At 70.8% G+C, this 25,590-nt stretch carries 27 protein-coding genes; 16 read left to right on the forward strand and 11 right to left on the reverse strand.

The features are described 5' to 3' along the window. Positions 1–46: 46 nt before the first annotated feature. A complete protein-coding gene (locus tag HHX41_RS02250; RefSeq protein ID WP_182904597.1) occupies positions 47–1,045 on the reverse strand; it encodes an aldo/keto reductase family protein in 999 nt (332 codons plus the stop codon). Between the two features lie 65 nt (positions 1,046–1,110). Here HHX41_RS02250 and HHX41_RS02255 point away from each other — a divergent pair, with 65 nt between their 5' ends. Further along, positions 1,111–2,262, forward strand: a complete 1,152-nt coding sequence (locus HHX41_RS02255) for a hypothetical protein (protein WP_182904598.1) — start codon at positions 1,111–1,113, stop codon at positions 2,260–2,262. Positions 2,263–2,301: 39 nt separating this feature from the next. On the opposite strand, the gene HHX41_RS02260 is transcribed toward HHX41_RS02255, so the two are convergent. Next, positions 2,302–2,937 carry a DUF3043 domain-containing protein gene (locus HHX41_RS02260; RefSeq protein WP_182904599.1) on the reverse strand — a complete coding sequence of 212 codons (636 nt, stop codon included), beginning with the start codon at positions 2,935–2,937 and terminating at the stop codon, positions 2,302–2,304. Between the two features lie 147 nt (positions 2,938–3,084). On the opposite strand from HHX41_RS02260, the gene HHX41_RS02265 reads away from it, so the two are divergent. The 5 genes from HHX41_RS02265 to HHX41_RS02285 are packed head-to-tail and all read left to right on the forward strand — an operon-like array spanning position 3,085 to position 6,376. After that, positions 3,085–3,885: a PspA/IM30 family protein gene (locus tag HHX41_RS02265; RefSeq protein WP_169978747.1), complete on the forward strand. Its 801-nt coding sequence runs from the start codon at positions 3,085–3,087 to the stop codon at positions 3,883–3,885. Next, on the forward strand, positions 3,882–4,160 hold the full coding sequence (locus HHX41_RS02270; RefSeq protein ID WP_182904600.1) for a PspA-associated protein PspAA: 279 nt from the start codon (positions 3,882–3,884) through the stop codon (positions 4,158–4,160). Before HHX41_RS02265 ends, HHX41_RS02270 begins: the two co-directional genes overlap by 4 nt. Beyond that, positions 4,160–5,053 (forward strand): zinc metalloprotease HtpX, encoded by an 894-nt coding sequence (gene htpX / locus HHX41_RS02275; RefSeq protein ID WP_169978745.1) that lies wholly within the window; start codon positions 4,160–4,162, stop codon positions 5,051–5,053. The genes HHX41_RS02270 and htpX overlap by 1 nt, the downstream gene beginning before the upstream one ends. A 10-nt stretch (positions 5,054–5,063) precedes the next feature. Continuing rightward, positions 5,064–5,612 carry a PspA-associated protein PspAB gene (locus HHX41_RS02280; RefSeq protein ID WP_169978744.1) on the forward strand — a complete coding sequence of 183 codons (549 nt, stop codon included), beginning with the start codon at positions 5,064–5,066 and terminating at the stop codon, positions 5,610–5,612. A 17-nt stretch (positions 5,613–5,629) separates the two neighbouring features. Next, the gene (locus tag HHX41_RS02285; RefSeq protein WP_182904601.1) at positions 5,630–6,376 is read left to right on the forward strand and encodes a maleylpyruvate isomerase family mycothiol-dependent enzyme; all 747 of its coding nucleotides are present in this window, start codon (positions 5,630–5,632) and stop codon (positions 6,374–6,376) included. A 78-nt stretch (positions 6,377–6,454) separates the two neighbouring features. Here the strand turns inward: HHX41_RS02285 and nadA are convergent, their stop codons facing one another. Continuing rightward, positions 6,455–7,609 (reverse strand): quinolinate synthase NadA, encoded by a 1,155-nt coding sequence (gene nadA / locus HHX41_RS02290; protein WP_310741730.1) that lies wholly within the window; start codon positions 7,607–7,609, stop codon positions 6,455–6,457. 194 nt (positions 7,610–7,803) lie between these two features. Between nadA and erpA the strand changes: the two genes are divergently transcribed. After that, entirely contained in the window at positions 7,804–8,157 is a 354-nt protein-coding gene (gene erpA, locus HHX41_RS02295; RefSeq protein ID WP_079313357.1) for an iron-sulfur cluster insertion protein ErpA, read from the forward strand. Between the two features lie 167 nt (positions 8,158–8,324). After that, complete coding sequence (locus HHX41_RS02300) at positions 8,325–9,311, forward strand: carbohydrate kinase family protein (RefSeq protein WP_182904603.1); 987 nt, start codon at positions 8,325–8,327, stop codon at positions 9,309–9,311. Positions 9,312–9,321: 10 nt separating this feature from the next. On the opposite strand, the gene HHX41_RS02305 is transcribed toward HHX41_RS02300, so the two are convergent. Both HHX41_RS02305 and HHX41_RS02310 read right to left on the reverse strand, forming a co-directional pair. After that, positions 9,322–9,543, reverse strand: a complete 222-nt coding sequence (locus HHX41_RS02305) for a sulfurtransferase TusA family protein (protein WP_225898452.1) — start codon at positions 9,541–9,543, stop codon at positions 9,322–9,324. A 107-nt stretch (positions 9,544–9,650) separates the two neighbouring features. Beyond that, the gene (locus HHX41_RS02310) at positions 9,651–10,784 is read right to left on the reverse strand and encodes a cysteine desulfurase family protein (RefSeq protein ID WP_169978735.1); all 1,134 of its coding nucleotides are present in this window, start codon (positions 10,782–10,784) and stop codon (positions 9,651–9,653) included. Positions 10,785–11,106: 322 nt separating this feature from the next. On the opposite strand from HHX41_RS02310, the gene coxB reads away from it, so the two are divergent. The 4 genes from coxB to HHX41_RS02330 all read left to right on the forward strand — a co-directional run bounded on the left by coxB (position 11,107) and on the right by HHX41_RS02330 (position 15,166). Then, positions 11,107–11,802, forward strand: a complete 696-nt coding sequence (gene coxB / locus HHX41_RS02315; RefSeq protein WP_259400557.1) for a cytochrome c oxidase subunit II — start codon at positions 11,107–11,109, stop codon at positions 11,800–11,802. Then, on the forward strand, positions 11,799–13,463 hold the full coding sequence (gene ctaD / locus HHX41_RS02320; protein WP_310741731.1) for a cytochrome c oxidase subunit I: 1,665 nt from the start codon (positions 11,799–11,801) through the stop codon (positions 13,461–13,463). The genes coxB and ctaD overlap by 4 nt, the downstream gene beginning before the upstream one ends. Further along, entirely contained in the window at positions 13,460–13,855 is a 396-nt protein-coding gene (locus tag HHX41_RS02325; protein ID WP_169978729.1) for a cytochrome c oxidase subunit 4, read from the forward strand. Before ctaD ends, HHX41_RS02325 begins: the two co-directional genes overlap by 4 nt. Before the next feature lie 141 nt (positions 13,856–13,996). Beyond that, complete coding sequence (locus HHX41_RS02330; RefSeq protein WP_182904606.1) at positions 13,997–15,166, forward strand: Ig-like domain-containing protein; 1,170 nt, start codon at positions 13,997–13,999, stop codon at positions 15,164–15,166. A gap of 9 nt (positions 15,167–15,175) precedes the next feature. Here HHX41_RS02330 and HHX41_RS02335 read toward each other — a convergent pair whose 3' ends face one another. After that, on the reverse strand, positions 15,176–16,288 hold the full coding sequence (locus HHX41_RS02335; RefSeq protein WP_182904607.1) for an acyltransferase: 1,113 nt from the start codon (positions 16,286–16,288) through the stop codon (positions 15,176–15,178). Then, complete coding sequence (locus tag HHX41_RS02340) at positions 16,278–17,348, reverse strand: alpha/beta hydrolase (protein WP_310741732.1); 1,071 nt, start codon at positions 17,346–17,348, stop codon at positions 16,278–16,280. The genes HHX41_RS02335 and HHX41_RS02340 overlap by 11 nt, the downstream gene beginning before the upstream one ends. 132 nt (positions 17,349–17,480) lie before the next feature. On the opposite strand from HHX41_RS02340, the gene HHX41_RS02345 reads away from it, so the two are divergent. Both HHX41_RS02345 and HHX41_RS02350 read left to right on the forward strand, forming a co-directional pair. Then, entirely contained in the window at positions 17,481–18,722 is a 1,242-nt protein-coding gene (locus HHX41_RS02345) for a sensor histidine kinase (RefSeq protein ID WP_182904609.1), read from the forward strand. Beyond that, complete coding sequence (locus tag HHX41_RS02350) at positions 18,719–19,372, forward strand: response regulator transcription factor (RefSeq protein ID WP_182904610.1); 654 nt, start codon at positions 18,719–18,721, stop codon at positions 19,370–19,372. The genes HHX41_RS02345 and HHX41_RS02350 overlap by 4 nt, the downstream gene beginning before the upstream one ends. 69 nt (positions 19,373–19,441) lie before the next feature. On the opposite strand, the gene HHX41_RS02355 is transcribed toward HHX41_RS02350, so the two are convergent. The 4 genes from HHX41_RS02355 to HHX41_RS02370 are packed head-to-tail and all read right to left on the reverse strand — an operon-like array spanning position 19,442 to position 23,590. Further along, positions 19,442–21,073, reverse strand: a complete 1,632-nt coding sequence (locus tag HHX41_RS02355) for a ubiquinol-cytochrome c reductase cytochrome b subunit (RefSeq protein WP_182904611.1) — start codon at positions 21,071–21,073, stop codon at positions 19,442–19,444. After that, positions 21,070–22,149, reverse strand: a complete 1,080-nt coding sequence (locus tag HHX41_RS02360; protein ID WP_182904612.1) for a ubiquinol-cytochrome c reductase iron-sulfur subunit — start codon at positions 22,147–22,149, stop codon at positions 21,070–21,072. The genes HHX41_RS02355 and HHX41_RS02360 overlap by 4 nt, the downstream gene beginning before the upstream one ends. After that, positions 22,146–22,955, reverse strand: a complete 810-nt coding sequence (locus HHX41_RS02365; protein WP_182904613.1) for a c-type cytochrome — start codon at positions 22,953–22,955, stop codon at positions 22,146–22,148. Before HHX41_RS02365 ends, HHX41_RS02360 begins: the two co-directional genes overlap by 4 nt. Before the next feature lie 17 nt (positions 22,956–22,972). Continuing rightward, the gene (locus tag HHX41_RS02370; RefSeq protein WP_169978711.1) at positions 22,973–23,590 is read right to left on the reverse strand and encodes a heme-copper oxidase subunit III; all 618 of its coding nucleotides are present in this window, start codon (positions 23,588–23,590) and stop codon (positions 22,973–22,975) included. A gap of 162 nt (positions 23,591–23,752) precedes the next feature. Between HHX41_RS02370 and HHX41_RS02375 the strand changes: the two genes are divergently transcribed. Together HHX41_RS02375 and trpD are read left to right on the forward strand one after the other, a co-directional pair. Next, positions 23,753–24,148 carry a response regulator transcription factor gene (locus tag HHX41_RS02375; protein ID WP_169978709.1) on the forward strand — a complete coding sequence of 132 codons (396 nt, stop codon included), beginning with the start codon at positions 23,753–23,755 and terminating at the stop codon, positions 24,146–24,148. Between the two features lie 300 nt (positions 24,149–24,448). After that, positions 24,449–25,498, forward strand: a complete 1,050-nt coding sequence (gene trpD / locus HHX41_RS02380; RefSeq protein WP_182904614.1) for an anthranilate phosphoribosyltransferase — start codon at positions 24,449–24,451, stop codon at positions 25,496–25,498. The last annotated feature ends 92 nt before the right edge of the window (positions 25,499–25,590 follow it).

Here is a 25,590-nt window from a genome sequence, read left to right on the forward strand (position 1 = left end):
CCCGGCACCCGCTACGACGCCGCCCCGGTGGGACGGGAGCCGGGGATCAGGGGCGCGCGGACGGGCTGACGGTCTTGCCCGGGTCGCGCTCGACGACCGGCCCGAGGACGTCGTCGATCTTCTTGAGCACCTCGGCGTCGAGCTTCACGCCCGAGGCCTTCACGTTGTCGCGCACCTGCTCGGGCCTGGTGGCGCCGACGATGGCCGACGACACGTTGGGGTTCTGCAGCACCCACGCCACGGCCAGCTGGGCCATCGTCAGCCCGAGGTCGGCCGCGATCGGCTTGAGGTCCTGCACCCGGCGCAGCACGTCGTCGTCCATCAGCCGGCTGATGAAGCCGGAGCCCGCGGGGTCGGTGGCGCGGGACCCGGCCGGCGGCGGCTGCCCGGGCAGGTACTTGCCGGTCAGCACGCCCTGCGCGATCGGCGACCAGACGATCTGGCCCAGGCCCTCCTTCTCGCACAGCGGCACGACCTCGGCCTCGATGACCCGCCAGAGCATCGAGTACTGCGGCTGGTTGGACACCAGCCGGTCGAAGCCCATCTCATCGGCGATCTTCAAGGCCCGGGCGATCTGGTCGGCCGACCACTCGCTCACACCGACGTACAGCACCTTGCCCTGGCGCACGAGGTCGTCGAAGGCCCGCAGGGTCTCTTCGAGCGGCGTCTCGACGTCGAAGCGGTGCGCCTGGTAGAGGTCGACGTAGTCGGTCTGGAGCCGGCGGAGCGACCCGTTGATCGACTCCATGATGTGCTTGCGGGACAGTCCCCGGTCGTTCCTGCCCTCGCCGGTGGGCCAGTAGACCTTCGTGAAGATCTCCAGCGACTCGCGGCGCACGCCCTTGAGCGCGCGGCCGAGGACATCCTCCGCCCTGGTCCCGGCGTAGACGTCGGCGGTGTCGAAGGTGGTGACACCCTCGTCGAGAGCCGCGCGGACGCACTCGACGGCGGCGTCCTCCTCCACCTGCGACCCATGGGTGATCCAGTTGCCGTAGCTGATCTCGCTGACCATGAGGCCACTGCGGCCAAGATGACGGTATTCCATGGTTCTGACCCTAGGTCATCCCGCCGGGACAGCCCATCGATGTGGTTCGCGGTAGGGTGCCCGGCGTGCGCCGGTTGATCGTTTCCCGCCCTGTACGACTGGCTCTGGCCGTCGCGCTGGTCGCCGGTGTCGCCGCCGGGCTGGTCGTCGCCGCGCGCCGCCGCCGTGCCGCCGCGCCGGTGCCGCCCGGTCCGCGTCCGGCCCCGCGGCGGGACGCGGCAGACCCCGCCGGGAGCGGCCCCGAGCCGGTGCTCGGGTGGCCCACGTCGGATGACCTCGAGAGATACGACCGGCCGGAGGGCGGCGCGCCGATCGCCCGTCTCCTCGCCGGGCTTCCCCGGATCGGGCGGCCGCGCGGGACGAAGGCGCGCCGGTGGACGGCCGCGCTCGTCGCGCTCGGCCTGCTGGCCCTCGGTGCGCAGATGCTGGACAACGCGGTGTTCGGCCCGGAGCCCGGGCCGTCGTTCGGCTGGACGGCGTACGCGGGAGACGACGTCGAGCCATGTCTCGCGGACGGTTGCCCGGTGGCGGGGAACCAGCTGCCACCGGGCTACCGCCCCTGTCCCGCGTCCGGTTGCGGCGTGGTGCGGGACCCGGTGCCGTCCGCCGGCCCCGTCGCCGAGGTGCCCGCGGTGGGGCCGCCGCCGTCCCGCGACCCCGCGTGCGCGCTCGGGCGGACGGGCTCCACGACCCCGGTCGTACGGCCGATCTCCCGCCGGGTGACGGCCGCGGTGAACCGCCAGTGGCGGCGGATAGAGAAGTGGCTGAAGGCGCACGCGCCGAAGACGTACGCCTCGCTGAACAAGCCGGCCGGCCCCCGGCTGGTGGCCAAGGCCGAGGCGCGAATCGGGAGGCCCATCCCCGACTCGCTGCGGGCCTCGCTGCTGCGCCACGACGGCGCACGCGGGATGGCGGCGTTCCGGTTTCCGACGAGCCACGCGATCATGGGCGCGCGCGGACTTGTCGCGTCCTGGCCGGAGGCCTGCGAGATGGGCGAAGGCATCCCCCTCGCCTACGACCCCGACTTCGGCGACTATCTCGTGACGAACTCCGCCACCGGCGGCGTGGGCTTCGCCGACCCGGAGTCGCCGTACTTCGAGGACGAGTGGTCGTCGTACTACGCGCTGCTCAAGACCACGGCGGACGCCCTCGCCGGCGGCCACCCCGTAGACGGGTCGGTGCCGGTGGTGCGCGAGGGCGCCCTGCAGTGGGAGTGAGGCTCCCGGGTCGGACGGGCGCTCAGACGGCCGCCGGGGTCACTTCTTCGCGCCCGCCGTGTCCTTGACGGCGACCGGGATGCCGCCGGGCAGGACCGTGGGCTTGGGGAAGCGCAGGCGGCGCATCTGGGACGAGCGCATCGCCGCGTAGAAGCCCACGCCCTTGAGGTCCTCGCCCGGGAACTTCGCCGCCGCCTCCTTCTTCACCTTCGAGGCCACGTAGAACGAGCTCGCCAGCACGAGCACCATCACGACCGGCAGGGACAGCGAGTAGACCGTGATGACCGCGGCGCGGACCGGGATCGGGAACGGCACCATCGACAGCAGCATGATGACGAACACGACGGGCAGGAAGTACTGCCCGGGCAGCCGCCGCGAGTCCACCCAGTCGCGGGCGAACTTGCGCACCGGGCCGCGGTCGCGCGCCGGAAGCGCTCGTTCGTCGCCGCGCAGCAGGGCCTCGCGCTGCTTGCTGCGGAGCGCCTTGTCGCGCTCGCGCGCCAGGCGGTAGGCCTCCTTGCGGTTGGCCGGAGCGGTCACCGGGGAGCGGCGGCGGCCCTGCGCCTCGCTCCGCTTCGGGGTGGGACGGCCCTTCCCCGGGGTGCCGTGGGGCTTAGGATCCTCTACAGGGACGGGGGAGTCCTCCGCGGAGGTCTGAGTGCGACGTCGGAACACGTGGCTCAGCCTACCTGGAGTGCAACTTAGTGACGCCCTCGCGCGTTATGCGTAGGGTGAACCCAGGCGGCTACGCCGCCTGACAAGGGGCTTGAGACGGCTGGGATCACCCACGCACAACCTTGGAGAAGGGGACGGCCGACGCGCATGAGCGTGATGAAGAGACTTTCCATGATCTTCAAGTCCAAGGCCAACAAGGCCCTGGACAAAATGGAGGATCCGCGGGAGACGCTGGACTATTCCTATCAGCGCCAGCTCGAGTTGCTGCAGAAGGTCCGCCGAGGCGTGGCAGACGTGGCCACCAGCCGCAAGCGGGTGGAGCTGCAGATCAACCAGCTCGAAGGGCAGGCCGCCAAGCTGGAGAACCAGAGCAGGCAGGCCCTGTCGGCCGGGCGCGAGGACTTGGCCCGTGAGGCGCTGACCCGCCGCAACGGCCTCAACGCCCAGATCGCCGACCTGCGAATCCAATACAGCAACCTTCAGGGCGAGGAGGAGAAGCTCACCCTCGCCAGCCAGCGGCTGCAGGCCAAGGTCGACTCCTTCCGTACGAAGAAGGAGACCATCAAGGCCACCTACACGGCGGCCGAGGCCCAGACGCGGATCAACGAGGCGTTCTCCGGAATCTCCGAGGAGATGGGCGACGTCGGCCTGGCGATCCAGCGCGCGGAGGACAAGACGGCGCAGATGCAGGCGCGCGCGGGCGCGATCGACGAGCTGCTGGCCAGCGGCGCGCTGGACGACTTCACCGGGCAGCGTGACGACATCCAGGCCGAGCTCGACCGCATGGGCGCCGGCTCGGACGTGGAGCTGGAGCTCGCCAAGATGAAGGCCGAGCTCGGCCAGGGCCCGGCGCCCAGGAGCGCCATCGAGCCCGGCCAGCAGGGTCAGGCGGCCCCGTCCGGTCAGCAGCACACGCAGCAGCTGCGTCAGCCGGGGGAGGGACTGTGATCGTCAGAATCATGGGTGAGGGACAGGTCGAGATCGGCGCCGCCGACATCGACGTCCTGAACGAGCTCGACAGCGAGCTGGAAGCCGCGATCGAGTCGGACGACGAGGACGATTTCCGCACGAAGCTCCACGCCCTCCTCGACAAGGTGCGTCACGTGGGCAAGGCCCTGCCGGACGACTCGCTGGAGCCGTCCGAGCTGATCCTGCCGCCGGCCGACGCCTCGATCGAGGAAGTGCGGGAGATGCTCGGGGACACCGGGCTCATTCCCGGCTGATGTCCTCCACACGGTTCGCCCCTGATCGCGGCCTCACCGTCCGGATGACCGTGACGATGTTCCTGCTCGGGCTGCTCTACGTCGCGTTCGTGGCCGTCCTGGTCGCGGTTGGCGTACGCGCGGTCACCGTGCTCGTGATCGCCGGTGGTCTCCTGCTGGCGCAGTACTTCCTGTCCGACAAGATCGCGCTGTTCGCGATGCACGGGCGGGAGGTCTCGCCGCAGGAGGCCCCCGAGTTGCACGGGATCATCGACCGGCTGAGCGCGATGGCGGGAATGCCGAAGCCGCGGGTGGCGATCGCCGACTCGGACATCCCGAACGCGTTCGCCACGGGGCGCGACCGGAAGAACTCGGTGGTCTGCGTGACCACCGGCATCCTGCGCAGGCTCGACGCGCGGGAGCTCGAAGGGGTGCTGGCCCACGAGATGTCCCACGTGGCCCACCGGGACGTGGCGGTGATGACGATCGCCTCGTTCCTGGGGGTCGTGGCCGGCCTGATGACCCGCTTCGCGCTCTACACCGGTCTGGGCGGCCGGAGGAACGACAACGGCCCCCCGATCGGACTGATCATCTTCGCGGTCTCCGGCCTGGTCTACGCCGTCAGCTTCCTGCTCACGCGGGCGCTGTCGCGCTACCGCGAACTGGCCGCGGACCGCGCGGGCGCGCTGCTGACGCAGCAGCCGAGCGCCCTGGCCAGCGCCCTGGTCAAGATCAGCGGCGACATCGGCAGGATCCCGACACGGGATCTGCGTGAGGCGCAGCCGTTCAACGCCTTCTTCTTCGCACCGGCCATCTCGGGCCGGAGCGTCGCCTCGCTGCTGTCGACCCACCCGCCGCTGGAGCGCCGGCTGGAGCAGTTGTCCAGGATCTCCGCGGCGCTGGGTCGCGGATGAGGGGGCGCTGATGGGCTGGTTCGACGCGCTGCTCGGCCGTTCCAAGCCCGCCAGGCCCGACCTCGACGCGCTGTTCGCGCTGCCGTCCGCCGCCGTCACGCTGCAGGCCGCCACCGGCTTCGCCCCGGCGGGCGCCGGGTCGGTGTGCTTCCGCGCCGCCGAAGGCGGCGCCTTCGCCCGGCTCGAACAGGACGTCCAGGCCCTGATGGGCAAGGTGGAGGTCTCCCGGGACTCCTACGGCTACACCTGGCTGCAGGTGCGCAACCCCGACGTGGCCGGGCTCGTGACCGACCTGCACGCCGCCAACTCGTCCCTGGAGTCGGCCGGGTTCGGCCCTTCGCTGCTGTGCTCGCTCGTCGCGTTCGCCGATCCCTCCGGACGGCGGCTCGCGATCGTCTACCTCTACAAGCGCGGCACGTTCTACCCCTTCGCCCCCCTGGGCGAACCACGCCGCGACAACGCGCTGGAACTGCAGGTGCGCGGTGTCCTGGAGCGCGAGCTGAAGATCGAACCCGATCTGGCGAGCTGGTTCCCCGTCTGGGGCGCCCCCGGCCTCTGACCGTTCCAGGAGCCTTCATGACCGAGTGGACCCACCTGCGGTACACCGAGGCGGCGGCCGCGGAGATCGGCCGCATGGCCGCGACCGTACGGGGCCGGGACGGATCCACCCCCGTTCCGACCTGTCCCGGCTGGGATCTGCGCGCCCTGACCGAGCACACGGGGGCCGTCCACCGATGGGCGGCCGCCATGGTGCGCGACGCCGCGCCGCGCCGATACGACCGCGAGGCCATGGACCACGGCTTCCCCGAGGACTTCGCCGAGGCCGCCGGCTGGCTGGAGGCGGGAGGCGTCCTGCTCACGGACGCGTTGAAGGGCCGCGACCCGGACACGGAGATGTGGGGATGGGCGGGCGATCGGCACGCGCGGTTCTGGTCCCGCCGCCAGCTCCACGAGACCGTCGTCCACCGCGCGGACGCCGAGATCGCCCTCGGCATCGCCCCCCGCGTCGACGAGGATGTCGCGGCCGACGGCGTGGAGGAGTTCTTCGCCGTCCTCTCGTACGCCCGGTGGCGGCCGCTCGTCGCCGAGCTCAGGAGCGACGGAGAGGCGATCGCCTGGCGGACCGACACGGGCCTGGCCTGGCTCGTCCGGCTGACCCACACAGGATTCGGCTACGAGAGGTCCGAAGGCCCCGCCGACGTCACCGTACGCGCGCCGACGGCCGGGGACCTGATGCTGACGCTGTGGAACCGGCGTGAGCCCGACATGGTCCACGGCGACGACGAGCTGCTGCGGTTCTGGCGCGAGCGCGCGAAGATCTGAGGCCGGGAACCGAAGCCGGGAAACAAAGACGAGGGCGCCCCCGGGAGATCCGTGGGCGCCCGCGTCGTAGGGCCGCCGCTACGGCAGGGCGAGCATGCGGTCGAGGGCGACCTTGGCCCAGTGGGTGGTGTCCGCGTCGACCGTGATCCGGTTGACGACCTCGCCGTCGGCCAGCGACTCCAGCGCCCAGACCAGGTGCGGCAGGTCGATGCGGTTCATGGTGGAGCAGTAGCACACGGTCCGGTCGAGGAACGTGATCGTCTTGTCCGGGAACCGGTTCGCCAGGCGGCGCACCAGGTTGAGCTCGGTGCCGACGGCCCAGGAGGACCCGGCCGGGGCCTCCTCCAGCTTCCGGATGATGTACTCGGTCGACCCGACGAAGTCGGCCTTGGTCACGACCTCGTGGCGGCACTCGGGGTGGACGAGCACGTTCACCCCCGGGATGCGGGCCCGCACCTCGTCCACGCACGCGGCGGAGAAGCGCCCGTGGACCGAGCAGTGGCCCTTCCACAGGATCATCTTCGCGTTCTCCAGCTGCTCCCGGGTGAGGCCGCCGTTCGGGCGGTGCGGGTTGTAGACCACGCAGTCGTCCAGCGACAGCCCCATCTCCAGCACCGCGGTGTTGCGGCCCAGGTGCTGGTCGGGCAGGAACAGCACCTTCTCGCCCTGCTCGAAGGCCCAGTCGAGGGCGCGCTTCGCGTTCGAGGAGGTGCACACGGCGCCGCCGTGCCGTCCGCAGAACGCCTTGATGTCCGCGCTGGAGTTCATGTACGTGATCGGCACCACCCGGTCGGCGATGCCGGCGTCCTCCAGGGCGTCCCAGCAGTCCTCGACCTGGGTGAAGGTCGCCATGTCGGCCATCGAGCAGCCGGCGGCCAGGTCGGGGAGCACCACCTTCTGCGTGTCACCGGTCAGGATGTCGGCCGACTCGGCCATGAAGTGGACACCGCAGAACACGATGTACTCCGCCTCGGGCCGGGCGGCGGCCTCGCGGGCGAGCTTGAACGAGTCACCGGTCACGTCGGCGAACTGGATGACCTCGTCACGCTGGTAGTGGTGACCGAGCACGAACAGCCGGTCGCCCAGCCGCTCCTTGGCCACGCGTGCGCGCTCCACGAGCGTCGGATCGGACGCGGGAGGCAGCTCGCCCGGGCAGTCGACGCCGCGTTCGCTGTGCGGGTCGGTGCCCTGGCCGAGGATGAAGAGCGGAAGGCCGGTCTCGGTGATCGTCACGACCACACCCCCTCGGGGACTTATCGTCTAACTGACGACTAATCATTACATATCGCATCGGCTGGTTCGTCGCGTGGTTGCCGGTAGGGCACTGGAATGTGTAGGGCTTCACCGGTGTTGGTAGCGTCTAGGTAGGACGTCAGAACCAATCGACCGCCCCGATGGGCGGTTGGCGCAGACGCGGGAGTCAGCACATGACGGTTGAGAGCAGCGAGACCACTCAGCAGGGCCTGATCCTGACTGACGCGGCCGCCGCCAAGGTCAAGAGCCTGCTCGAGCAGCAGGGCGAGGAAGGGCTGCAGCTTCGGGTGGCCGTCCAGCCGGGTGGCTGTTCCGGCCTGCGTTACCAGCTCTTCTTCGACGACCGGTCGATGGACGGCGACGTGGTCTCCACCTTCGGCGGCGTGAACGTCGTCACCGACCGGATGAGCGCGCCGTACCTCATCGGGGCCACGGTCGACTTCGTGGACACCATCGAGAAGCAGGGCTTCACCATCGACAACCCCAACGCGACGGGGTCGTGCGCCTGCGGCGACTCGTTCAACTGACGGCGCACGCGCGCCCGGCCGCGGGCGACGGGTGACGTGTCGAGCGCCCCGCACGGATTACTTCGCGCGGGGCGTCGTCATGTCCCGAGACGGTACGCTCAGTAGGTTCGGCGGGATCTCATCCCGGCCCCCGTCTCCCTGATGCTGACAACGAGGAGAATGACCCCGTGCGCATCGCCGTCACCGGCTCCATCGCCACCGACCACCTGATGACGTTCCCCGGCCGCTTCGGCGACCAGCTCATCGCCGAGCAGCTCGACCGGGTGTCGTTGTCGTTCCTCGTCGACGATCTGCAGGTCCGCCGCGGCGGATGCGCGGCCAACATCGCCTTCGGCATGGGCTGCCTCGGGCTCACCCCGATCCTGGTCGGCGCCGTGGGCACCGACTTCGCCGACTACCGCTCCTGGCTCGAGCGCCACGGCGTCGACTGCGAGTCGGTCCACGTGTCCGAGCTGCACCACACCGCGCGCTTCCTGTGCACCACGGACGAGGACCACAACCAGATCGCCTCGTTCTACACCGGCGCGATGGCGGAGGCGAGGGAGATCGAGCTGGGCCCGATCGCCGAGCGTCTCGGCGGGCTCGACCTGGTCCTGATCAGCCCCAACGACCCGGCGGCGATGGTGCGGCACACCGACGAGGCGCGTCAGCGGGGCATCCCATTCGCGGCCGACCCGTCGCAGCAGCTCGCCCGCATGCCCGGCGAGGAGATTCGCCAGCTCGTCGAGGGCGCGGCGTACCTGTTCAGCAACGACTACGAGCTGGGCCTGATCGCGCAGAAGACCGGCTGGTCGGACGAGGAGATCCTGGACCGGGTCGGCGTACGGGTGACGACCCTCGGGCCCAAGGGCGCCAGGATCGACCGGAAGGGCGAGCCGTCGCTGCACATCCCGCCGGCGCCCGAGCTGGGCAAGGCCGACCCGACCGGCGTCGGGGACGCCTTCCGCGCCGGGTTCCTCGCCGGGCTCGCCTGGGGTCTGCCCCTGGAGCGCTGCGGACAGCTCGGCAACCTCACCGCCACCCACGTGCTGGAGCGGATCGGCTGCCAGGAGTACGAGCTGAGCCAGCGGGTCTTCCTCGAGCGGTTCGCCGCCGCCTACGGGTCCGACGCGGCGGCCGAGGTGGCCGGGCACGCCCGCTGCCACCACGCCTGAGGCCGGGCCCTCAGTAGTTGCGGCGCACGTGGATGGACCAGCCGCCCTGGGGCAGCTCGTAGCTCCCCACGTGCTCGTGTGACTTCAACCGGCACCAGGCCGGGACGTCGGTGAACGCGGCGGGGTCGTCGGCCAGTACGGCGACCACGCCGCCCGTCGCCACCTGGTTGATCCGCTCGGCCAGCATGATGATCGGGATCGGGCACTTGCGGCCCAGCGCGTCGATCGTCAGCGCGGGCGGCTCCGCCGGCCGGACCGGCGCGGCGGGCTCGGCCCGCTCCGCCGCCTGGGCCGCCTCGGGAGACCGCCGGGCGCCGCCGCCCGTCCGTCTGCGCCACATCAGTGCACCCCCAAGCTCGACCGGATCCGCCGCACGATGTCCGGGAGCACCGCGAGGAAGCGATCGATGTCGTCCTCGGACACGCCACGGGGCAGCGATACCCGCACATTCCCATGCGTAAGCACGCCCATTGCCTCCAGGACGTGCGATGGACGAAGCGTACTCGCCGTGCAGGAGCTTCCGGACGAGACGGCGAAACCGGCCTTGTCGAGCTCGGTCAGCAGCGCCTCGCCCTCGACGTACATACAGGAGAACGTCACGATGTGCGGCAGCCGCAGGACCGGGGCGCCGACGACCTCCACGTCGGGCACCAGCAGAGGCACCTCGGCGCGGATCCGGTCGACCAGGGCCGACAGCCGCCTGCTCTCGGTCTCCGCCTCCTCGGCCCGGGCGCGCAGTGCCGCGACGGCGGCCACGATCGCCGGCACGTTCTCGAACCCCGGCACGCGCCGCCGCTCCCGCTCGTCCTCCGGCAGCGGCGAGCGCCAGCGCACGCCCTTGCGCACCGCCAGCACGCCCACCCCGGCCGGGCCGCCCCACTTGTGCGCGCTCGCGGTGAGGACCGACCAGCCCTCGGGGAGCGGCATGCGGCCCGCCGACTGGGCGGCGTCGACCAGCAGCGGCACGCCCGCCTCCCGGCAGGCCCGCGCCGCCTCCTCGACCGGCTGGAGCGTCCCCACCTCGTGGTTGGCCGTCTGCAGGCATGCCAGTGCCGTGCCCGGCCGCGCGACGGCCTCGGCGAACGCGCCGGCGTCCACCCGGCCCGTACGGCTCACGCCCACGAGTTCCACCTCGCCGCCCGCGCGCTCGTGTACCTCGCCCGCGTGCAGGACGCTGGAGTGCTCGACGGCGCCCGCCACCAGGCGCGTCCCGGCCCGGCGGCGGCCGGCCAGCGTGCCGAGCACCCCGAGGTGGACGGCCTGCGTCCCCGACGAGGTGAACGACACCTCGTCGGGCCGGGCGCCGATCAGTTCGGCTACCTCCGCCCTCGCGCGCTCCAGTAACATCTGGGCGCGGCGCGCCGTGCCGTACAGGCGGGCGGGATCGGCCCAACCGGCGTCGATCGCCGCCAGCAGGGCGTCACGGGCCGCGGGATGGAGAGGTTCGGTCGAAGCCGCGTCCAGGTAGGCCACAGTTGAGACATTAACGGGGGCTGGTCAGGGGGGCGGCGCCGGTCCGCGCTAATGTGTCCCCCAGCGTGAACTCAACCAAGTAAAGGGCAGACCGGCCGCAAGGTTGGTGCCGGTCTCACCTGAGAGTCAATTGGAAAAACCGCCCAGGAGAGGAACTCTTGGGCTTCATCTGTGGGGTAGGCGATCCGTGAGTCCGACCCGCCGTACGACACGGCGACCGTGGGCACGCCGCCGGTTGCCCGGAGCCGCCGCCGTGGCGCTGCTGGTGGCGTCCGGCACGGCGTGTAGCAACCAGGCGATCGATCAATGGTCCCGTGGGGGCATGCCGGAAGGTGTTACCAAGCAGGCCGGCATCGTCCAGACCCTCTGGAACGGGAGCTGGGTCGCGGCTCTCGCCACCGGCGTGGTCGTCTGGGGACTGATCCTGTGGGCGTGCATCTTCCACCGCAAGAAGAAGAACAGTCCCGACCAGCTGCCTCCGCAGGTGCGCTACAACCTGCCGATCGAGATCCTCTACACGGTGGTCCCGGTCATCATGGTGGCGGTCTTCTTCTACTTCACGGCCCGTGACGAGACCGAGATCACGCGGATCACGAAGGACGCCCCGGTCAAGGTGGCCGTCGAGGGCTACCAGTGGAGCTGGCGCTTCACCACCGAGTACCAGGGCCAGAAGGCCGTGGTCGCGGGTGTGCCGGTGGACCTCAGCAAGCAGAGCGAGCAGAACCCCCAGGGTCCGCAGCTCGTGCTGCCGGTCAACACCCGGGTGCAGTTCGACCTGCACTCGCCCGACGTCATCCACTCGTTCTGGGTGCCGGCGTTCCTGTTCAAGCAGGACGTCTTCCCGGGCAACGTGCACAACCACTTCCAGATCACGACGCTCGACAAGACGGGTGTCTTCATCGGCCGATGCGCCGAGCTCTGCGGCAGCGACCACAGCAAGATGCTGTTCTCCGTGAAGCTCGTCCCGCAGGCCGAGTTCGACCAGTACATCAAGAGCCAGGCGGGGAGTGCGCAGTGACCGCCATCCAGGAACCGGCCGGCATCGTCGCGCGGCCGTACACCAAGGGCACGGTCATCGCCAAGTGGCTGTCCTCGACCGACCACAAGGTGATCGGGCACCTCTACCTGATCACGTCTTTCGTGTTCTTCCTCATCGGCGGCGTCATGGCGCTGGTGATGCGGGCCGAGCTCGCGCAGCCGGGGCTGCAGGTCGTCAGCAACGAGCAGTTCAACCAGCTGTTCACGATGCACGGCACGATCATGCTGCTCATGTTCGCGACGCCGCTGTTCGCCGGCTTCGCCAACGAGCTGATGCCGCTGCAGATCGGCGCCCCCGACGTGGCGTTCCCCCGGCTGAACATGGTGAGCTACTGGCTCTACCTGTTCGGCAGCACCATCGCGGTCTCCGGCTTCCTCACGCCGGGGGGCGCCGCTTCGTTCGGCTGGACGGCGTACGCGCCGCTGTCCGACGAGGTCACCTCACCGGGCCTCGGCGGTGACCTGTGGCTGATGGGCCTGACGCTGTCCGGTCTCGGCACCATCCTCGGCGCGGTGAACTTCATCACCACGATCCTCACCATGCGCGCCCCCGGCATGACGATGTTCCGGATGCCGATCTTCACCTGGAACATCCTGCTGACGAGCATCCTGGTGCTGCTGGCCTTCCCGGTGCTCGCGGCCGCGCTGCTCGCCCTGGAGGCCGACCGCAAGCTCGGCACGCACATCTTCGACGCGTCGACCGGCGGTCCGATGCTGTTCCAGCATCTGTTCTGGTTCTTCGGCCATCCCGAGGTCTACATCATCGCGCTGCCGTTCTTCGGCATCATCACCGAGGTCCTGCCGGTCTTCAGCCGTAAGCCGATCTTCGGCTACGTCGGCCTGGTGGGCGCGACCATCGCCATCGCGGGTCTGTCGGTCACCGTGTGGGCCCACCACATGTTCGTGACCGGCCAGGTGCTGCTGCCGTTCTTCTCGTTCATGACGTTCCTCATCGCGGTGCCGACCGGCGTGAAGTTCTTCAACTGGATCGGCACGATGTGGCGCGGACACCTGTCGTTCGAGACGCCGATGCTGTTCGCGGTCGGCTTCCTGGTGACCTTCCTGTTCGGCGGCCTCACCGGCGTCATCCTGGCCTCGCCTCCGCTGGACTTCCACATCAGCGACACCTACTTCGTCGTGGCCCACTTCCACTACGTGGTCTTCGGCACCGTGGTCTTCGCGATGTTCGCGGGCTTCTACTTCTGGTGGCCCAAGTTCACCGGCAAGATGCTCAACGAGAGGATCGGCAAGCTCCACTTCTGGCTGCTGTTCTTCGGTTTCCACCTGACCTTCCTGGTGCAGCACTGGCTGGGCGTCATCGGCTTCCCCCGGCGGTACGCCGACTACGCGGCGAGCGACGGCTTCACGGACCTGAACATGGTCTCCTCCGTCGGCGCGCTCCTGCTGGGCCTGTCCACCCTGCCGTTCTTCTACAACGTCTGGGTGACGTGGCGTAAGGCGCCCAAGGTCACGGTGGACGACCCGTGGGGCTTCGGCGGCTCGCTCGAGTGGGCGACCTCCTGCCCGCCGCCGCGGCACAACTTCGTGTCGCTGCCGCGGATCCGGTCCGAGCGCCCGGCGTTCGACCTCAAGTACCCGCACATCACCGCCAAGCCTGAGCTGGTGGAGGAGTCCCGATGAAGATCCAGGGATGGATGTTCCTGCTCTGCGGCGTCTTCTTCGCCGCCGCGGACGTGGTCTACTGGTTCTGGTCGAAGGAGCCGACCGGCACCACCGCCATGGCGATCTCCGTCGGCCTGGCCCTCATGATCGGCTACTACCTGCTGTTCACGGCGCGCCGCATCGGCGACCAGCCGGAGGACAACAAGGAGGCCGAGATCAGCGACGGCGCGGGCGAGATCGGCTTCTACAGCCCGCACAGCTGGTGGCCGCTGTTCGTCTGCCTGTCGGCCGCGCTGACGTTCTTCGGCTTCGCGATCGGCTGGTGGCTGTTCTTCATCGGCCTGTTCTGCACGGTCATGGCGATGATCGGGTTCGTGTTCCAGTACTACCGGGGCAACTTCTCGCACTGATCGCGTGAACCCCGCTGTGCGGCCGGTCGGCGATCTCGCCGGCCGGCCGTCCGCGTTCTTTGCCCGTACGCGGTGTCCAGAGAGCCCGAACGGTACGCCACTGGGGAATAACCCCCGGAAAGCGACGCTAGGGGGACGGACGTGCGTGCTGGTGCGGGGGTGCTGGCCCTTCTCGTGGTGATTTCCGGGTGTTCCACGTCGGGTGGGCAGGACGAGGATCGAGGCGCCGGGACGGCGATCAGCATCAGCCCGCTCGACGGCGCCGCCGACCTGCCGCCCGAGCTGCCGATCCTGATCGGCGCGGCGGGCGGCAAGCTCACTCATGTGGCCGTACAGGCCGCTGGGCGGCCCGTAGCGGGCGTGTTCAGCCCCGACCGCACCCAGTGGCGCAGCGAGCGTCCCATGGCCCCCGGCACGGCCTACAGCGTCGAGACCACGGCCGCGGGTCCCGGTGGCTCGACGACCAGGACCGTGCGCTTCACCACGAAACAGGCCGCCAAGACCTTCGGCATCTCCACCCTGCTGCCCAGCAAGCAGGACACCGGCCTGAAGGTCGGCATCGGCATGCCGATCATCATCACCTTCGACAAGCCGATCAGCGACCGCGTGTCCGTCGAGCGCAACCTGATCGTGCAGGCGTCCAAGCCCATCGACGGCGCCTGGCACTGGCTCGACGACAAGAACGTGGTCTTCCGCCCGGAGAAGTACTGGCCGACGTACACGAAGGTCCGCGTCACCGCACGTCTGGCCGGCGTCAGGGGCGGCGAGGGCATGTACGGCAAGCAGGACTACGTCCGGGACTTCGAGATCGGCCGTTCGCAGATCAGCGTGGCCGACACCCAGACCCACCACATGAAGATCGAGCGGGACGGCAAGCAGATCAAGGACATGCCGATCAGCGCGGGCATGGGCGGCGTGATGCGCCACCACACCACCAGCGGCATCCATGTGGCGATGTCCAGGGAGGACGTCACGGTCATGACGTCTCCGGACGCGGGACCCGGGCAGGCCGGCTACTACCAGACCACCGTCTACAACACCGTGCGCATCTCCAACAGCGGTGAGTACGTCCACTCGGCGCCCTGGTCGGTGGGGGACCAGGGCAACTCCAACGTGAGCCACGGCTGCGTGAACGTCAGCCCGGAGAACGGCAAGTGGTTCAAGGAGAACACGCTGATCGGCGACCCGATCATCGTGACCGGAACGCCGCGCAGGCTGGAGGCCACCAACGGCTGGAGCTACTGGCAGGATTCCTGGCCTGAGTGGCTCAAGCGGAGCCGTCTGCGGGCCGCTCCCGCCGACATCCTCTGAGCTGAGCGGCTACCGCCCGGGCCGGCGTGTCTCGTGACGGCGGAAGACCGCCCAGCACACCGCCAGGGCCGCCGCGAACAGCGGCAGCCACGCCAGGCGGGCGGCCACCCAGCCGGGATCGCCGGGCACGGTGTGCAAACCGGGCAGCGCCCGTCCCGCGAGCGGCAGGGCCGCCACCGTGACCGCGATCATGGCGGTCTGGTGCCAGAGGAAGATCGTCATGGCGGAGAGGTTGGCCGCCGCCACGGTCGCCCATAGGGCGGGGCGCCGCAGCACCCGCCGCAGGGGGCCGGAGAGCACCAGGGCCGCGCCGCACTGGGACAGCCCGAACGTCACGGCCGCCAGAGTGGGCGGGGACTGGTTGGAGACAGGGGCGCCGGGCACGCCGACCATGGACGCCGGGTAGCCGGCCCACAGGACGAGACCGGCGGTGGCCGCGGCTCCGCCGAGGAACAGCGCCCACCTGGTCACCCGGCCGTCCAGCCGTCCGCGCGCCCACAGCACGCCGAGACAGTACGGCACGAGCCAGCCGGTTCCCACGTTGATCCAGCCGATCCAGGACGGCCCGTCCAGTCCGAACCTGACGAGATCGACCACCGCCACGGCGGCCAGCGGCCACGCCGGATGCAACCGGACGGCGATCGGGGTCGCCGCCGTCAGCGCCGCGAAGACCAGCAGGAACCACATCGGCGACCACACCAGCTTCACCAGCGCGTACACGGTCCCCGGGTCGGCGCCCGAGGCGAGCATCGCCGTCGCGGCCGCGCTCCACACCCCCAGCAGGGGCACGACCGGGCGGAACAGACGGGCCGTCCGCGCGGCGGCCCACCGCCCGTGACCGTCGCCCCGGTTCCGGGCGCGGCGGTGGCTCTCCACGGCCACCCGCCCGCCCACGAAGAAGAACACCGCCATGGTCTGGAGGAGCCAGGAGACGGGCGCGAGCTGCGGCATGTACTTCAGGGGGCTGGTGACACGCAGGGCGCCGCTGTCGGCGACCGAGGCGGTCACCAGCCAGTGGCCGAGCACCACGCCGGAGATGGCGAGGGCGCGCAGCCCGTCGACGGCGCGGTCGCGCCGGGCGGGTGTCGCCGCCTCGACGTGCCGGACGAGGTCATGAATCATCGCTCACCTCGGCGGGAGCATGCCCGGAGAGGATCCGCGCGATGTTCGCCAGCGCGGGCGATCCGTCCTTCAGATAGTCGCTGTGGCCGGCGTCGCCCGCGGCGAAGATCCGTGCGCCGAACCGGGGGGACAAGGGATCCTCCCCGAGCCCGATCGTGCCGGAGGGCAGGCGCACCGTCGCGTGCGGCAGGTGGGCCACCCAGTCCCGGGCGCCGCGGGTGGCCCACACCGCCGCCCGGGTGCGCATCGCCGCAGCGTCGTCCACGCCGGCGCCGGGGCTGCCGTACAGGACGATGTCCGCGACGTCCAGGCCGGGCGCGGCCCGGCCGCACACCACGCCGCCGTACGAGTGGCACAACAGGCCGACGCGGGCGGCGGGCCTGAGCCGGGCCAGGTCGCGTACGAAGGCACGCAGGGCGGGGACGGCCTCGTCCGCGCGGCCGGGGGTCATCGCCTGGAGGCTCACGGTGCTCGGGGTCCGGTATCCGAGCCAGGCGACCACGGCTCCCCGTCCGCCGATCGCCCGCTGCAGCCGCATCGCGCCCCCGCGCAGGAGCCCGTACGTGTCGAGGCCGGTGCCCGAGCCGGGGACGAGAACCGCGATCCGGTCGGCGGTGGCGAGGTCGCCGAACACCTCGGTGGCCCGGCCGCCGTCGCGCCCGTCGAAGGACAGGAAGTGCCGCGCGGGGTCGGCCATCGCCCGCAGCATCGCGGCCCGCCACCGGTGGCCCGCCGCGGCGGCGGTCCGCGAGGCCGTCCCGATGGCGTCGCGGGTGGCGGCGTACCGCCCGGCCAGGACCGCGGCGGTCGCCGCGCGCAGCGGGGACAGGGGAGGCGGGACGGGCGCGGGGACCGCCTCTGGACGTGCCGCGACGGTCATGGGGACAGCGAGCGAGACGCTGACGAGCGCGGCCGGAAGCCTTCGGCGCAGGCGGCCCCGGGCCGGACCCGGGCGGAGGAAGGCGGGCGGGACGCGGCGTGCGCCCGTGCGGCCGGGGGAGAGGGGCAGCGGCGCAGGCGGCCGGTCGCGGGCCGCCTGTGGCTGTGCGGTGTCGATCACCCGGTTCACGGTGCCGTGGGGCGCCGCCCACCGCATCGGACCGGCACGGACATTCGCCGCGGCACGGGACGACCGCGGATGTAGCCCCCTGGTCGGATGCCCACCGGAAGGACACGTGGTTACGCTCTGATCATGCAGGTCGCATCCCCTCCGCTGCTGAGACGGTTGCCGCCCGGGGCGTGGGTGGTCCTCGCCTGGTGCGGGGGCACGGCGTTCACGTTCCTGATGCGGATGCGGCTGCCCGGCGAGTGGTATCCCGCCGCGCGTCCGGCGGCGCAGTTCTTCCGCTGGGACGGCCTGGCGCACTTCGGCGTGGCAACCGCCCTGGCGCTCGCGGGCGGCGCCCTGCTGGGCCGCCGTCCCCTGCCGGCCCTGACCCTGCTGCTCGCCGCGTCCGTTCTCGGCACGATGCCCCTGGGGGTGGCGGAGATCCCGCTGCCGCAGTTCCTCGCGGCCGAGGTCGCGGTGTTCTTCATCGCCACCGGGCGGCCCCGCGCGAGCGGCGTCGCCGCCGTCCTCGCGGCTCTCGCCGTGCTGGGCGGCTATCTGGCGGTCCGGGTGCTGTACGGGTGGCCGATCGCGGCGTCGTCCGAGACGGCCGTGGCCCTGACGACCGTCATCGCCTGGCTGCTCGGCAACTCCGTGCGCCAGTCCCGTGAGCACGCCGAGGAACTGCGCGCCCGCGCGGCGACCCAGGCCGTCAGCGACGAGCGGCTCAGGATCGCCCGTGAGCTGCACGACATGGTCGCGCACAGCATCGGCGTCATCGCGCTCCAGGCCGGCGCCGCGCGGCGGGTCATCGACACGCAACCGGAGCGGGCGCGGGACGCCCTCGGGGAGATCGAGACGGCCGGTCGCCAGACGCTGTCCGGACTGCGCCGCATGCTCGGCGCGTTGCGAAGCCGCGATCCGGAGCGGCCCGCGTCAGCGGTACCCCCGCGTCCGGAGCCGCTGGAACCGGTGCATCCGGAATCGGGGCGTCCGGGACCGGTGCTCGGCCTTGCCGACGTCGACCGGCTGGCCGCCACGACCACACAGGCGGGCGTACGGGTCGACGTACGCCGGCTGGGGGAGCGGCGTCCGCTGCCGCCCGAGATCGACGTGGCGGCCTACCGCGTCGTCCAGGAGGCCGTCACCAACGTGCTGCGTCACGCCGGTACGGCGTCCTGCCGGGTGTCGATCGACTACCGGGACGACGAGGTGCGCGTCGAGGTGCTCGACGACGGGCGCGGCGGCGACGCCGGGGACGGCTACGGCCTGCTCGGCATGCGTGAGCGGGTAGGCGTCCTGCACGGGACCTTCGCGGCCGGGCCGCGTCCCGGGGGAGGCTTCCGGGTCGCGGCCCGGTTGCCCGTGCCCACGGAAGTCCGATGACCGTCCGCGTGCTGCTCGCCGACGACCAGCCACTGGTCCGCGCCGCTCTTCAGATGGTCATCACCGACGCGCCGGACCTCGACCTTGCGGGGGAGGCGGGCACCGGCGAGGAGGCGGTGCGGATGGCGCGGGACGCCGGCCCCGACGTGGTGGTCATGGACATCCGCATGCCGGGCATGGACGGCATCGAGGCCACCCGGCTGATCACCGCGGGCCGCGGCGCCCGGGTCCTCGTCCTGACGACCTTCGACGACGACGAGTACGTCTACGGCGCGTTGCGCGCGGGGGCGTCCGGGTTCCTCGTCAAGGACATGGCCCTGGACGACATCCTCGCGGCGATCCGGGTGGTGGCCGCAGGTGACGCCCTGATCGATCCGCGCGTCACCCGCAGGCTGATCGGGGAGTTCGCCGCCCGCCCCGCGCCCGGTCCGCGCGCCCGGCGGGTCGCCGGGCTCACCGAGCGGGAGACCGAGGTGCTCACCCTCGTCGGGCGCGGCCTGTCCAACGCGGAGATCGCCGCCGAGCTGTTCATCAGCGCCGCCACCGTCAAGACGTACGTGACGAGGCTGCTCGCGAAGCTCGACGCCCGCGACCGCGTGCGGCTGGTGATCACGGCCTACGAGACGGGCCTCGTGCCGCCCACCGGCTGAGGGAAACGCAACGGCCCGGCGGGGAGTGTTCCCCGCCGGGCCGCGTCGTGCCGGTCGTTCAGGCGTCGGTCAGTGGAGCTCCTTGCGGTCGCCGCCGCCGACGCCCGCGTGCTCCTCCTCGTGGGCCTCCTCGTGGTGGCCGTCGGTGAGCGGGACCCGGTCGGTGCCGTACGCCTCGCTCATCTTGGCGCGGAGTCGGCCGAGGGCGCTGCGGGCGCCCTTGGGCGGGATGCCCTCGCCGTCCTCGGCGCTCGTGAGGACCGGGATCTCCTTCTTGCCGCGAATGTGCTCGGCGATGTCCTCCGCCGGCGGCGTGTGGACCTCGATGTACTGGCCGTTCGGCATCCGCTTGATGACGCCGGACTCCACCCCGTGGGACAGCACCTCGGCGTCCTTGCGCTGGAGGCCGATGCACATCCGGTAGGTGATCCAGTACGCGATGGCCGGGCCGACGAAGACGGCGATCCGCCCGAACCAGGTCGTCGTGTACAGGTCGATGTGGAAGTTCGCCGAGATCTCGTCGTTGGCGCCCAGCAGCCACAGGATGCCGTAGAACGTGATGCCCGCGATGCCGATCGAGGTGCGGTGCGGGTTGTTGCGCGGCCGGTCGCACACGTGGTGCTCGCGGCGGTCGCCCGTGACCCACTGTTCCAGGAACGGATACAGCGCCAGGCCCGTCATGACGATGCCCAGTGGCACGAGCGCCGGGATCAGCACGCTCAGCGTCACCGTGTGGCCGAGGAAGTTGATCTCCCATGCCGGCATGAGGCGGAGCGCACCCTCCAGGAATCCCATGTACCAGTCCGGCTGCGATCCCGCCGAGATGTCCGCCGGCGTGTACGGCCCGAACAGCCAGATCGGGTTGATCTGGGCGAACGCGCCGAGCAGTGCGATGACCCCGAACGTGAACAGGAAGAACGCGCCCGACTTGATCATGAACGCCGGGTAGAACGGAGCGCCGACCACGTTCTTCTCGGTCCTGTTCTTGCCCGGCATCTGCGTGTGCTTCTGCACCCACATCAGGATCATGTGGGCCGAGATGAGCGCGAGCAGGATGCCCGGGATCAGCAGGATGTGGAGCGTGTAGAACCGCGGGATGATGTCGTGGCCCGGATACTCGCCCCCGAACAGGAAGAACGAGACGTACGTGCCCACGATCGGGATCGACTGGGCCACGCCCTGGGTGATCCGCAGACCCGCGCCTGAGAGCAGGTCGTCGGGGAGGGAGTAACCGGTGAGACCCTCGATGAGCGCGAGCGACAGCAGCAGGATGCCGATGATCCAGTTGAGCTCACGCGGCTTGCGGTACGCACCGGTGAAGAAGATGCGGAGCATGTGCACCGTCATGCCGGCCACGAACAGCAGCGCCGCCCAGTGGTGGATCTGCCGCATGAGCAGACCGCCACGGACGTCGAAGCTGATGTGCAGCGCCGAGGCGTAGGCCTCCGACATGTGCACGCCGTACAGCGGGGCGTAGCTGCCCGTGTACGGGACCTCGCTCATGCTCGGCTTGAACCAGAACGTCAGGAACGTACCGGTCAGCAGCAGGATGACGAACGAGTAGAGCGCGATCTCCCCCAGGAGGAACGACCAGTGGTCGGGGAAGATCTTCCTCAGGTTGCGCTTGAGGAAGTTCCCCGCACCGATGCGGTCGTCGACGAAGGTCGAGACGCCTGCGATGGCCTTCGGGGGAGCGTTCATGATGCGTTCTCCCTAACTTCGGCTTCCGCGTCGCCACGCTCCCAGAAGCTGGGACCGACGGGGACCTTGAAGTCGGACTTCGCGACGAGGTAGCCCTCCTCGTCGATACCGATGGGGAGCTGCGGCAGCGGACGGGCGGCGGGGCCGAAGATGACCTTCGCTCCGTCCGCGGCGTCGAAGGTCGACTGGTGGCACGGGCAGAGGATGTGATGCGTCGTCTGCTCGTACAGCGCCGCCGGGCAGCCCACGTGGGTGCAGATCTTGGAGTAGGCGACGATGCCGTCGTGGGTCCAGTTCAGGTTCGTGCCGGACTTGAGCTCCTCCGGACGGAACTTGAGCAGGATCAGCGTCGCCTTGGCCAGCGCGTTCAGGTCCTCCTCGTAGCCCTCGGGGACCACGGAGAGGATGCCGCCCGGCGAGTTGAAGTCGGCCGCCCGGATCGGCTGGCCGGTGCCCTCGACGACGAGGCGGCGCGGCTTGCCGTCCTTGGTGGGCTCGCCCCAGGCGGTGCGCCTGAGCACGGTCCCGGGGAGCGGGCCGAGGTCCTTCAGCAGCACCAGCGGGGCCAGGCCCAGCGGAGCGGCGGCCAGCAGCAGCGTGCGGCGCAGCAGCCGGTGCTTGACGAACCCGCTCTCCTCGGCACCCTGGAGGAAGGTCTCCTTGACGTACCCGCGTGCCTCGTCGTCGGAGCGCATCTCGTGGCGCTCCTGGATGAGGTTGTACTTCGGCATGATCTGCCGCACCCACACCGTGAGGCCCGCGCCCAGCGAGAGCAGGGCCAGGGCCAGGGTGCCGCCGAGCGCGAGGTTCGACGTGGCCGTCTTGTCGATCGTGCCGACCTGGAAGATCACGTACGACGCGACGAACCCGGCGCCGGCCAGGAAGGCGACCAGGAACAGCAGCGCGACGAGGCGCTCGGCCTTGCGGGCCTTGACGGGGTCCTGCGGGATCACGCCGGGAACGCCCTCGGGCGCGCGGATCGGGTCGGTGTCGGCGATCGGCGCGTCGGCGGGCGGCGTGCCGATGACGCGACTCGGCACCCGTCCGCTCTCGGGGTACTCGTTCTGCTCTGTCATGCCGCCCGTCGCTTCTTCGCTGTGATCCAGATAGAGGCCAGGACCAGGAGGCTGATACCCGCGATCCACGCTACAAGGCCCTCGGTGACGGGTCCGATACGGCCCAGCCCCGAGCCGCCGGGGTCGACCTGCGACCGCACGTGGGTGATGTACGCGATCATGTCGCGCTTCTGCTCCGGCGTGATCGTGGAGTCGTTGAACACCGGCATCGCCTGCGGGCCGGTGACCATCGCCTCGTAGATCTCCGTCGGCGTCGCAGGGTTCAGCGACGGCGCGTACTTGCCGTAGGTCAGCGCGCCGCCGGCGCCCACGAAGTTGTGGCACTGGATGCAGTTGGCGCGGAAGAGCTCGCCGCCCTTGGCGGGGTCGCCCTTGGCCGGGTCGACCTGCTCGGCGCTGGGCACCGTCGGGCCGCCGCCCAGCGACTGGACGTACGCCGCGAGCTGGTTGATGACCACGTCGGTCGCCCACTCCGGGCGCGGCTTGCGCGGAGCCTGGGGACCCGCGTCGGCGGCCGGCATGCGGCCGCTGCTCACCTGGAAGTCCACGGCGGCGGCTCCGACGCCGATGAGCGTCGGAGCCTTCTTGGTGCCCTCGGCGTTCATGCCGTGGCAGCTCGCGCAGTGCGCCACGAACAGGCTCTTGCCCTGCGCCACGTCGTCGGCCTTGCCGGACGCGATCGCGGCGTCCGCGGTGCTGCCGTTCGGCGCCGCGAGCGCGTAGCCGCCGCCGAGCAGGCCCAGCGCGAGTGCCAAGACGGCGACACGCGCGAGGGGATGGCGCCGTCGGGCGGTGATGGAGTTCACCGAAATCCCCGTTCCGATCATTTGATGATGTAGATGGTCGCGAAAAGGCCGATCCAGACCACGTCGACGAAGTGCCAGTAGTAGGACACGACGATCGCGCTGGTCTGCTGCTCATACGTCAAGCGCTTCGCGGCGTACGTGCGTCCCAGGATGAACAGGAACGCGATCAGACCACCCGTCACGTGCAAGCCATGGAAGCCCGTGGTCAGGTAGAACACCGAGTCGTACGGGGAGTGCGAGAGGACGTGGCCCTCGCGCGCCAGGTTCCCGTACTCGTAAAGCTGTCCGCCCACGAAGAAGGCGCCCATCAGGAAGCTTACGACATACCAGAATCGCAGCTTCTTGACCTGGCCTCGCTCCACGGCCCACACGCCCAGCTGGCACGTGACACTCGACAGGACCAGAACGGTCGTGTTGAAGGTCGCGAACGGGACTTCGAGGTGCGCCTCGGGCCAGTGCGTGCCCTGCCCGAGGCTGACCGACCGGATGGTGAAGTACATCGCGAACAGCGCCGCGAAGAACATGAGCTCAGAGGACAACCACACGATGGTGCCGACCTGAACCAGGTTCGGCCGGCTGGACCCGTGCGGTCTCGTCGTCGTAGTAATTGCGGATGCTGTCGCCACGCCCAGCATTATTGCGGCTCCCCAGGTCGGGTCGGCCCACGACCCCCCGCTAGGGTCCACACGCGCCCACGAAACGGGCATGTCACAGCAATCGCCCCGGGGCTGCGAGCCCTGCAGCCGCGCCGGTAGCATCACGATGACCATACCCCGCGATTCGACAGTGAGCGTGAAATGAGGGTTCTCGTCTACAGCGACGACGCAGGCACCCGGGAGAAGGTCCGGCTGGCCATCGGGCGGCGCCCTGCCGCGGACGTGCCCCTCGTCGAGATCGTCGAGTGCGCGACCCAGCCGGCCGTGATCAAGCATCTCGACTCCGGCGACATCGACGTCGCCGTCCTCGACGGCGAGGCGCAGCCGGCCGGCGGAATGGGGGTCAGCCGCCAGGCCAAGGACGAGGTGCACAACTGCCCCCCGATCCTGCTGCTCATCGCCCGCAGGGACGACCGATGGCTGGCCAACTGGTCCCGCGCCGACGCCGTCGTCGCGCAGCCCATCGACCCCGTCGTCCTCGCCGAGGCCGTGGCCGACCTCATGCGGCGCCGCCTCAGCCTCACCCAGGCGCACTGAGACCGGGCGCACTGGGACCCGGCGTACTGGGACCCGGCGTACTGGCACCGGGCGCACTGGCACCGGGCGCACCGGCACCGGCCGCTCGCCGGGTGCCGGGCGGCACGGCACCGGGCGACGGCACCCGGCGCTGGGCGCGTGCCGGGTTCCGGCGCATCCGGCGCCCACGCCGGGTCCTGGTTCACCGCGCCCTGGCCCGTACGTCACCGGGCTGACCACCGAACGGGGCGCCCGAACCGCCCGGGCGCACAGCCGCACCACCCGCCGACCCGACCGCACATCAACCCCGCGGAGCCCACCATGGACACGCGCACCACCTGGCCCTCGACGCTGAACGCCCTGCTCGCGGGGGAGAACCTGACGGCCGACGAGACGGCCTGGGTAATGGGGGAGATCATGTCGGGGGCGGCGACCCCGGCGCAGATCGCCGCCTTCGCCGTCGCCCTGCGGGCCAAGGGCGAGACCGTCGCCGAGGTGACGGGCCTCGTCCGCACCATGTTCGAGCGCGCCACCCCGCTCACGGTCGAGGGGCCGGTGCTCGACATCGTCGGCACCGGCGGCGACCGGGCGCACACCGTCAACGTCTCGACGATGGCCGCGATCGTCGCGGCGGCGGCCGGAGCCCGGGTCGTCAAGCACGGCAACCGGGCCGCCTCCTCGCTGTGCGGCGCGGCCGACGTGCTGGAGCACCTCGGCGTCGCCCTCGACCTCGCACCGGAGGCCACGGCCAGGGTCGCGGTGGAGGCGGGCATCGCCTTCTGCTTCGCGCCCGTCTACCACCCCGCGCTGCGGTTCACCGGCCCGCCGCGCAAGGAGATCGGCGTGCCGACGGTGTTCAACTTCGTCGGGCCGCTGGCCAACCCCGCGCGCCCCGCCGCCCAGGCCATCGGCGTGTTCGACGCGCGCATGCTGCCGGTCATGGCCGGCGTCTTCGCGGAGCGCGGCGTGTCGGCGCTCGTCTTCCGAGGCGACGACGGCCTGGACGAGCTGTCCACCGCTGCTCCGTCGGTGGTCTTCGTCGTCCGGGACGGCACCGCCACCCAGACGACGCTCGACCCGGCCGACCTCGGCATCCCCCGCTCCCAGCCCAGAGACCTGCGCGGCGGCGACGTCGAGTTCAACGCGGCGGCGGTCCGCGACCTGCTGGGCGGCAAGACCGGGCCGGTGCGCGACGCGGTGCTGCTGAACGCGGCGGCCGGGCTGGTCGCCTACGACGGCCCGGGCGACGACCTGGTCGGCGACCTGCGCGCGGCGTACGCCCGCGCGGCCGAGGCGGTCGACTCGGGCAGGGCGGCGCAGACCCTGGAGCGCTGGGTCGAGATCAGCCGCGCGCTCGGCGGCAAGGCCTGATCGTCTTCCCGATCCGGTTCGCCTCCACCGCTGGAGGGATCAGGCGTCCACCTTGATGGGGACGTGCCGGGTTCGGCCCGAGCCGTACCGTT

The organism is Microbispora sp. H13382 (assembly GCF_014161445.1).
Classification (GTDB): Bacteria; Actinomycetota; Actinomycetes; order Streptosporangiales; family Streptosporangiaceae; genus Microbispora.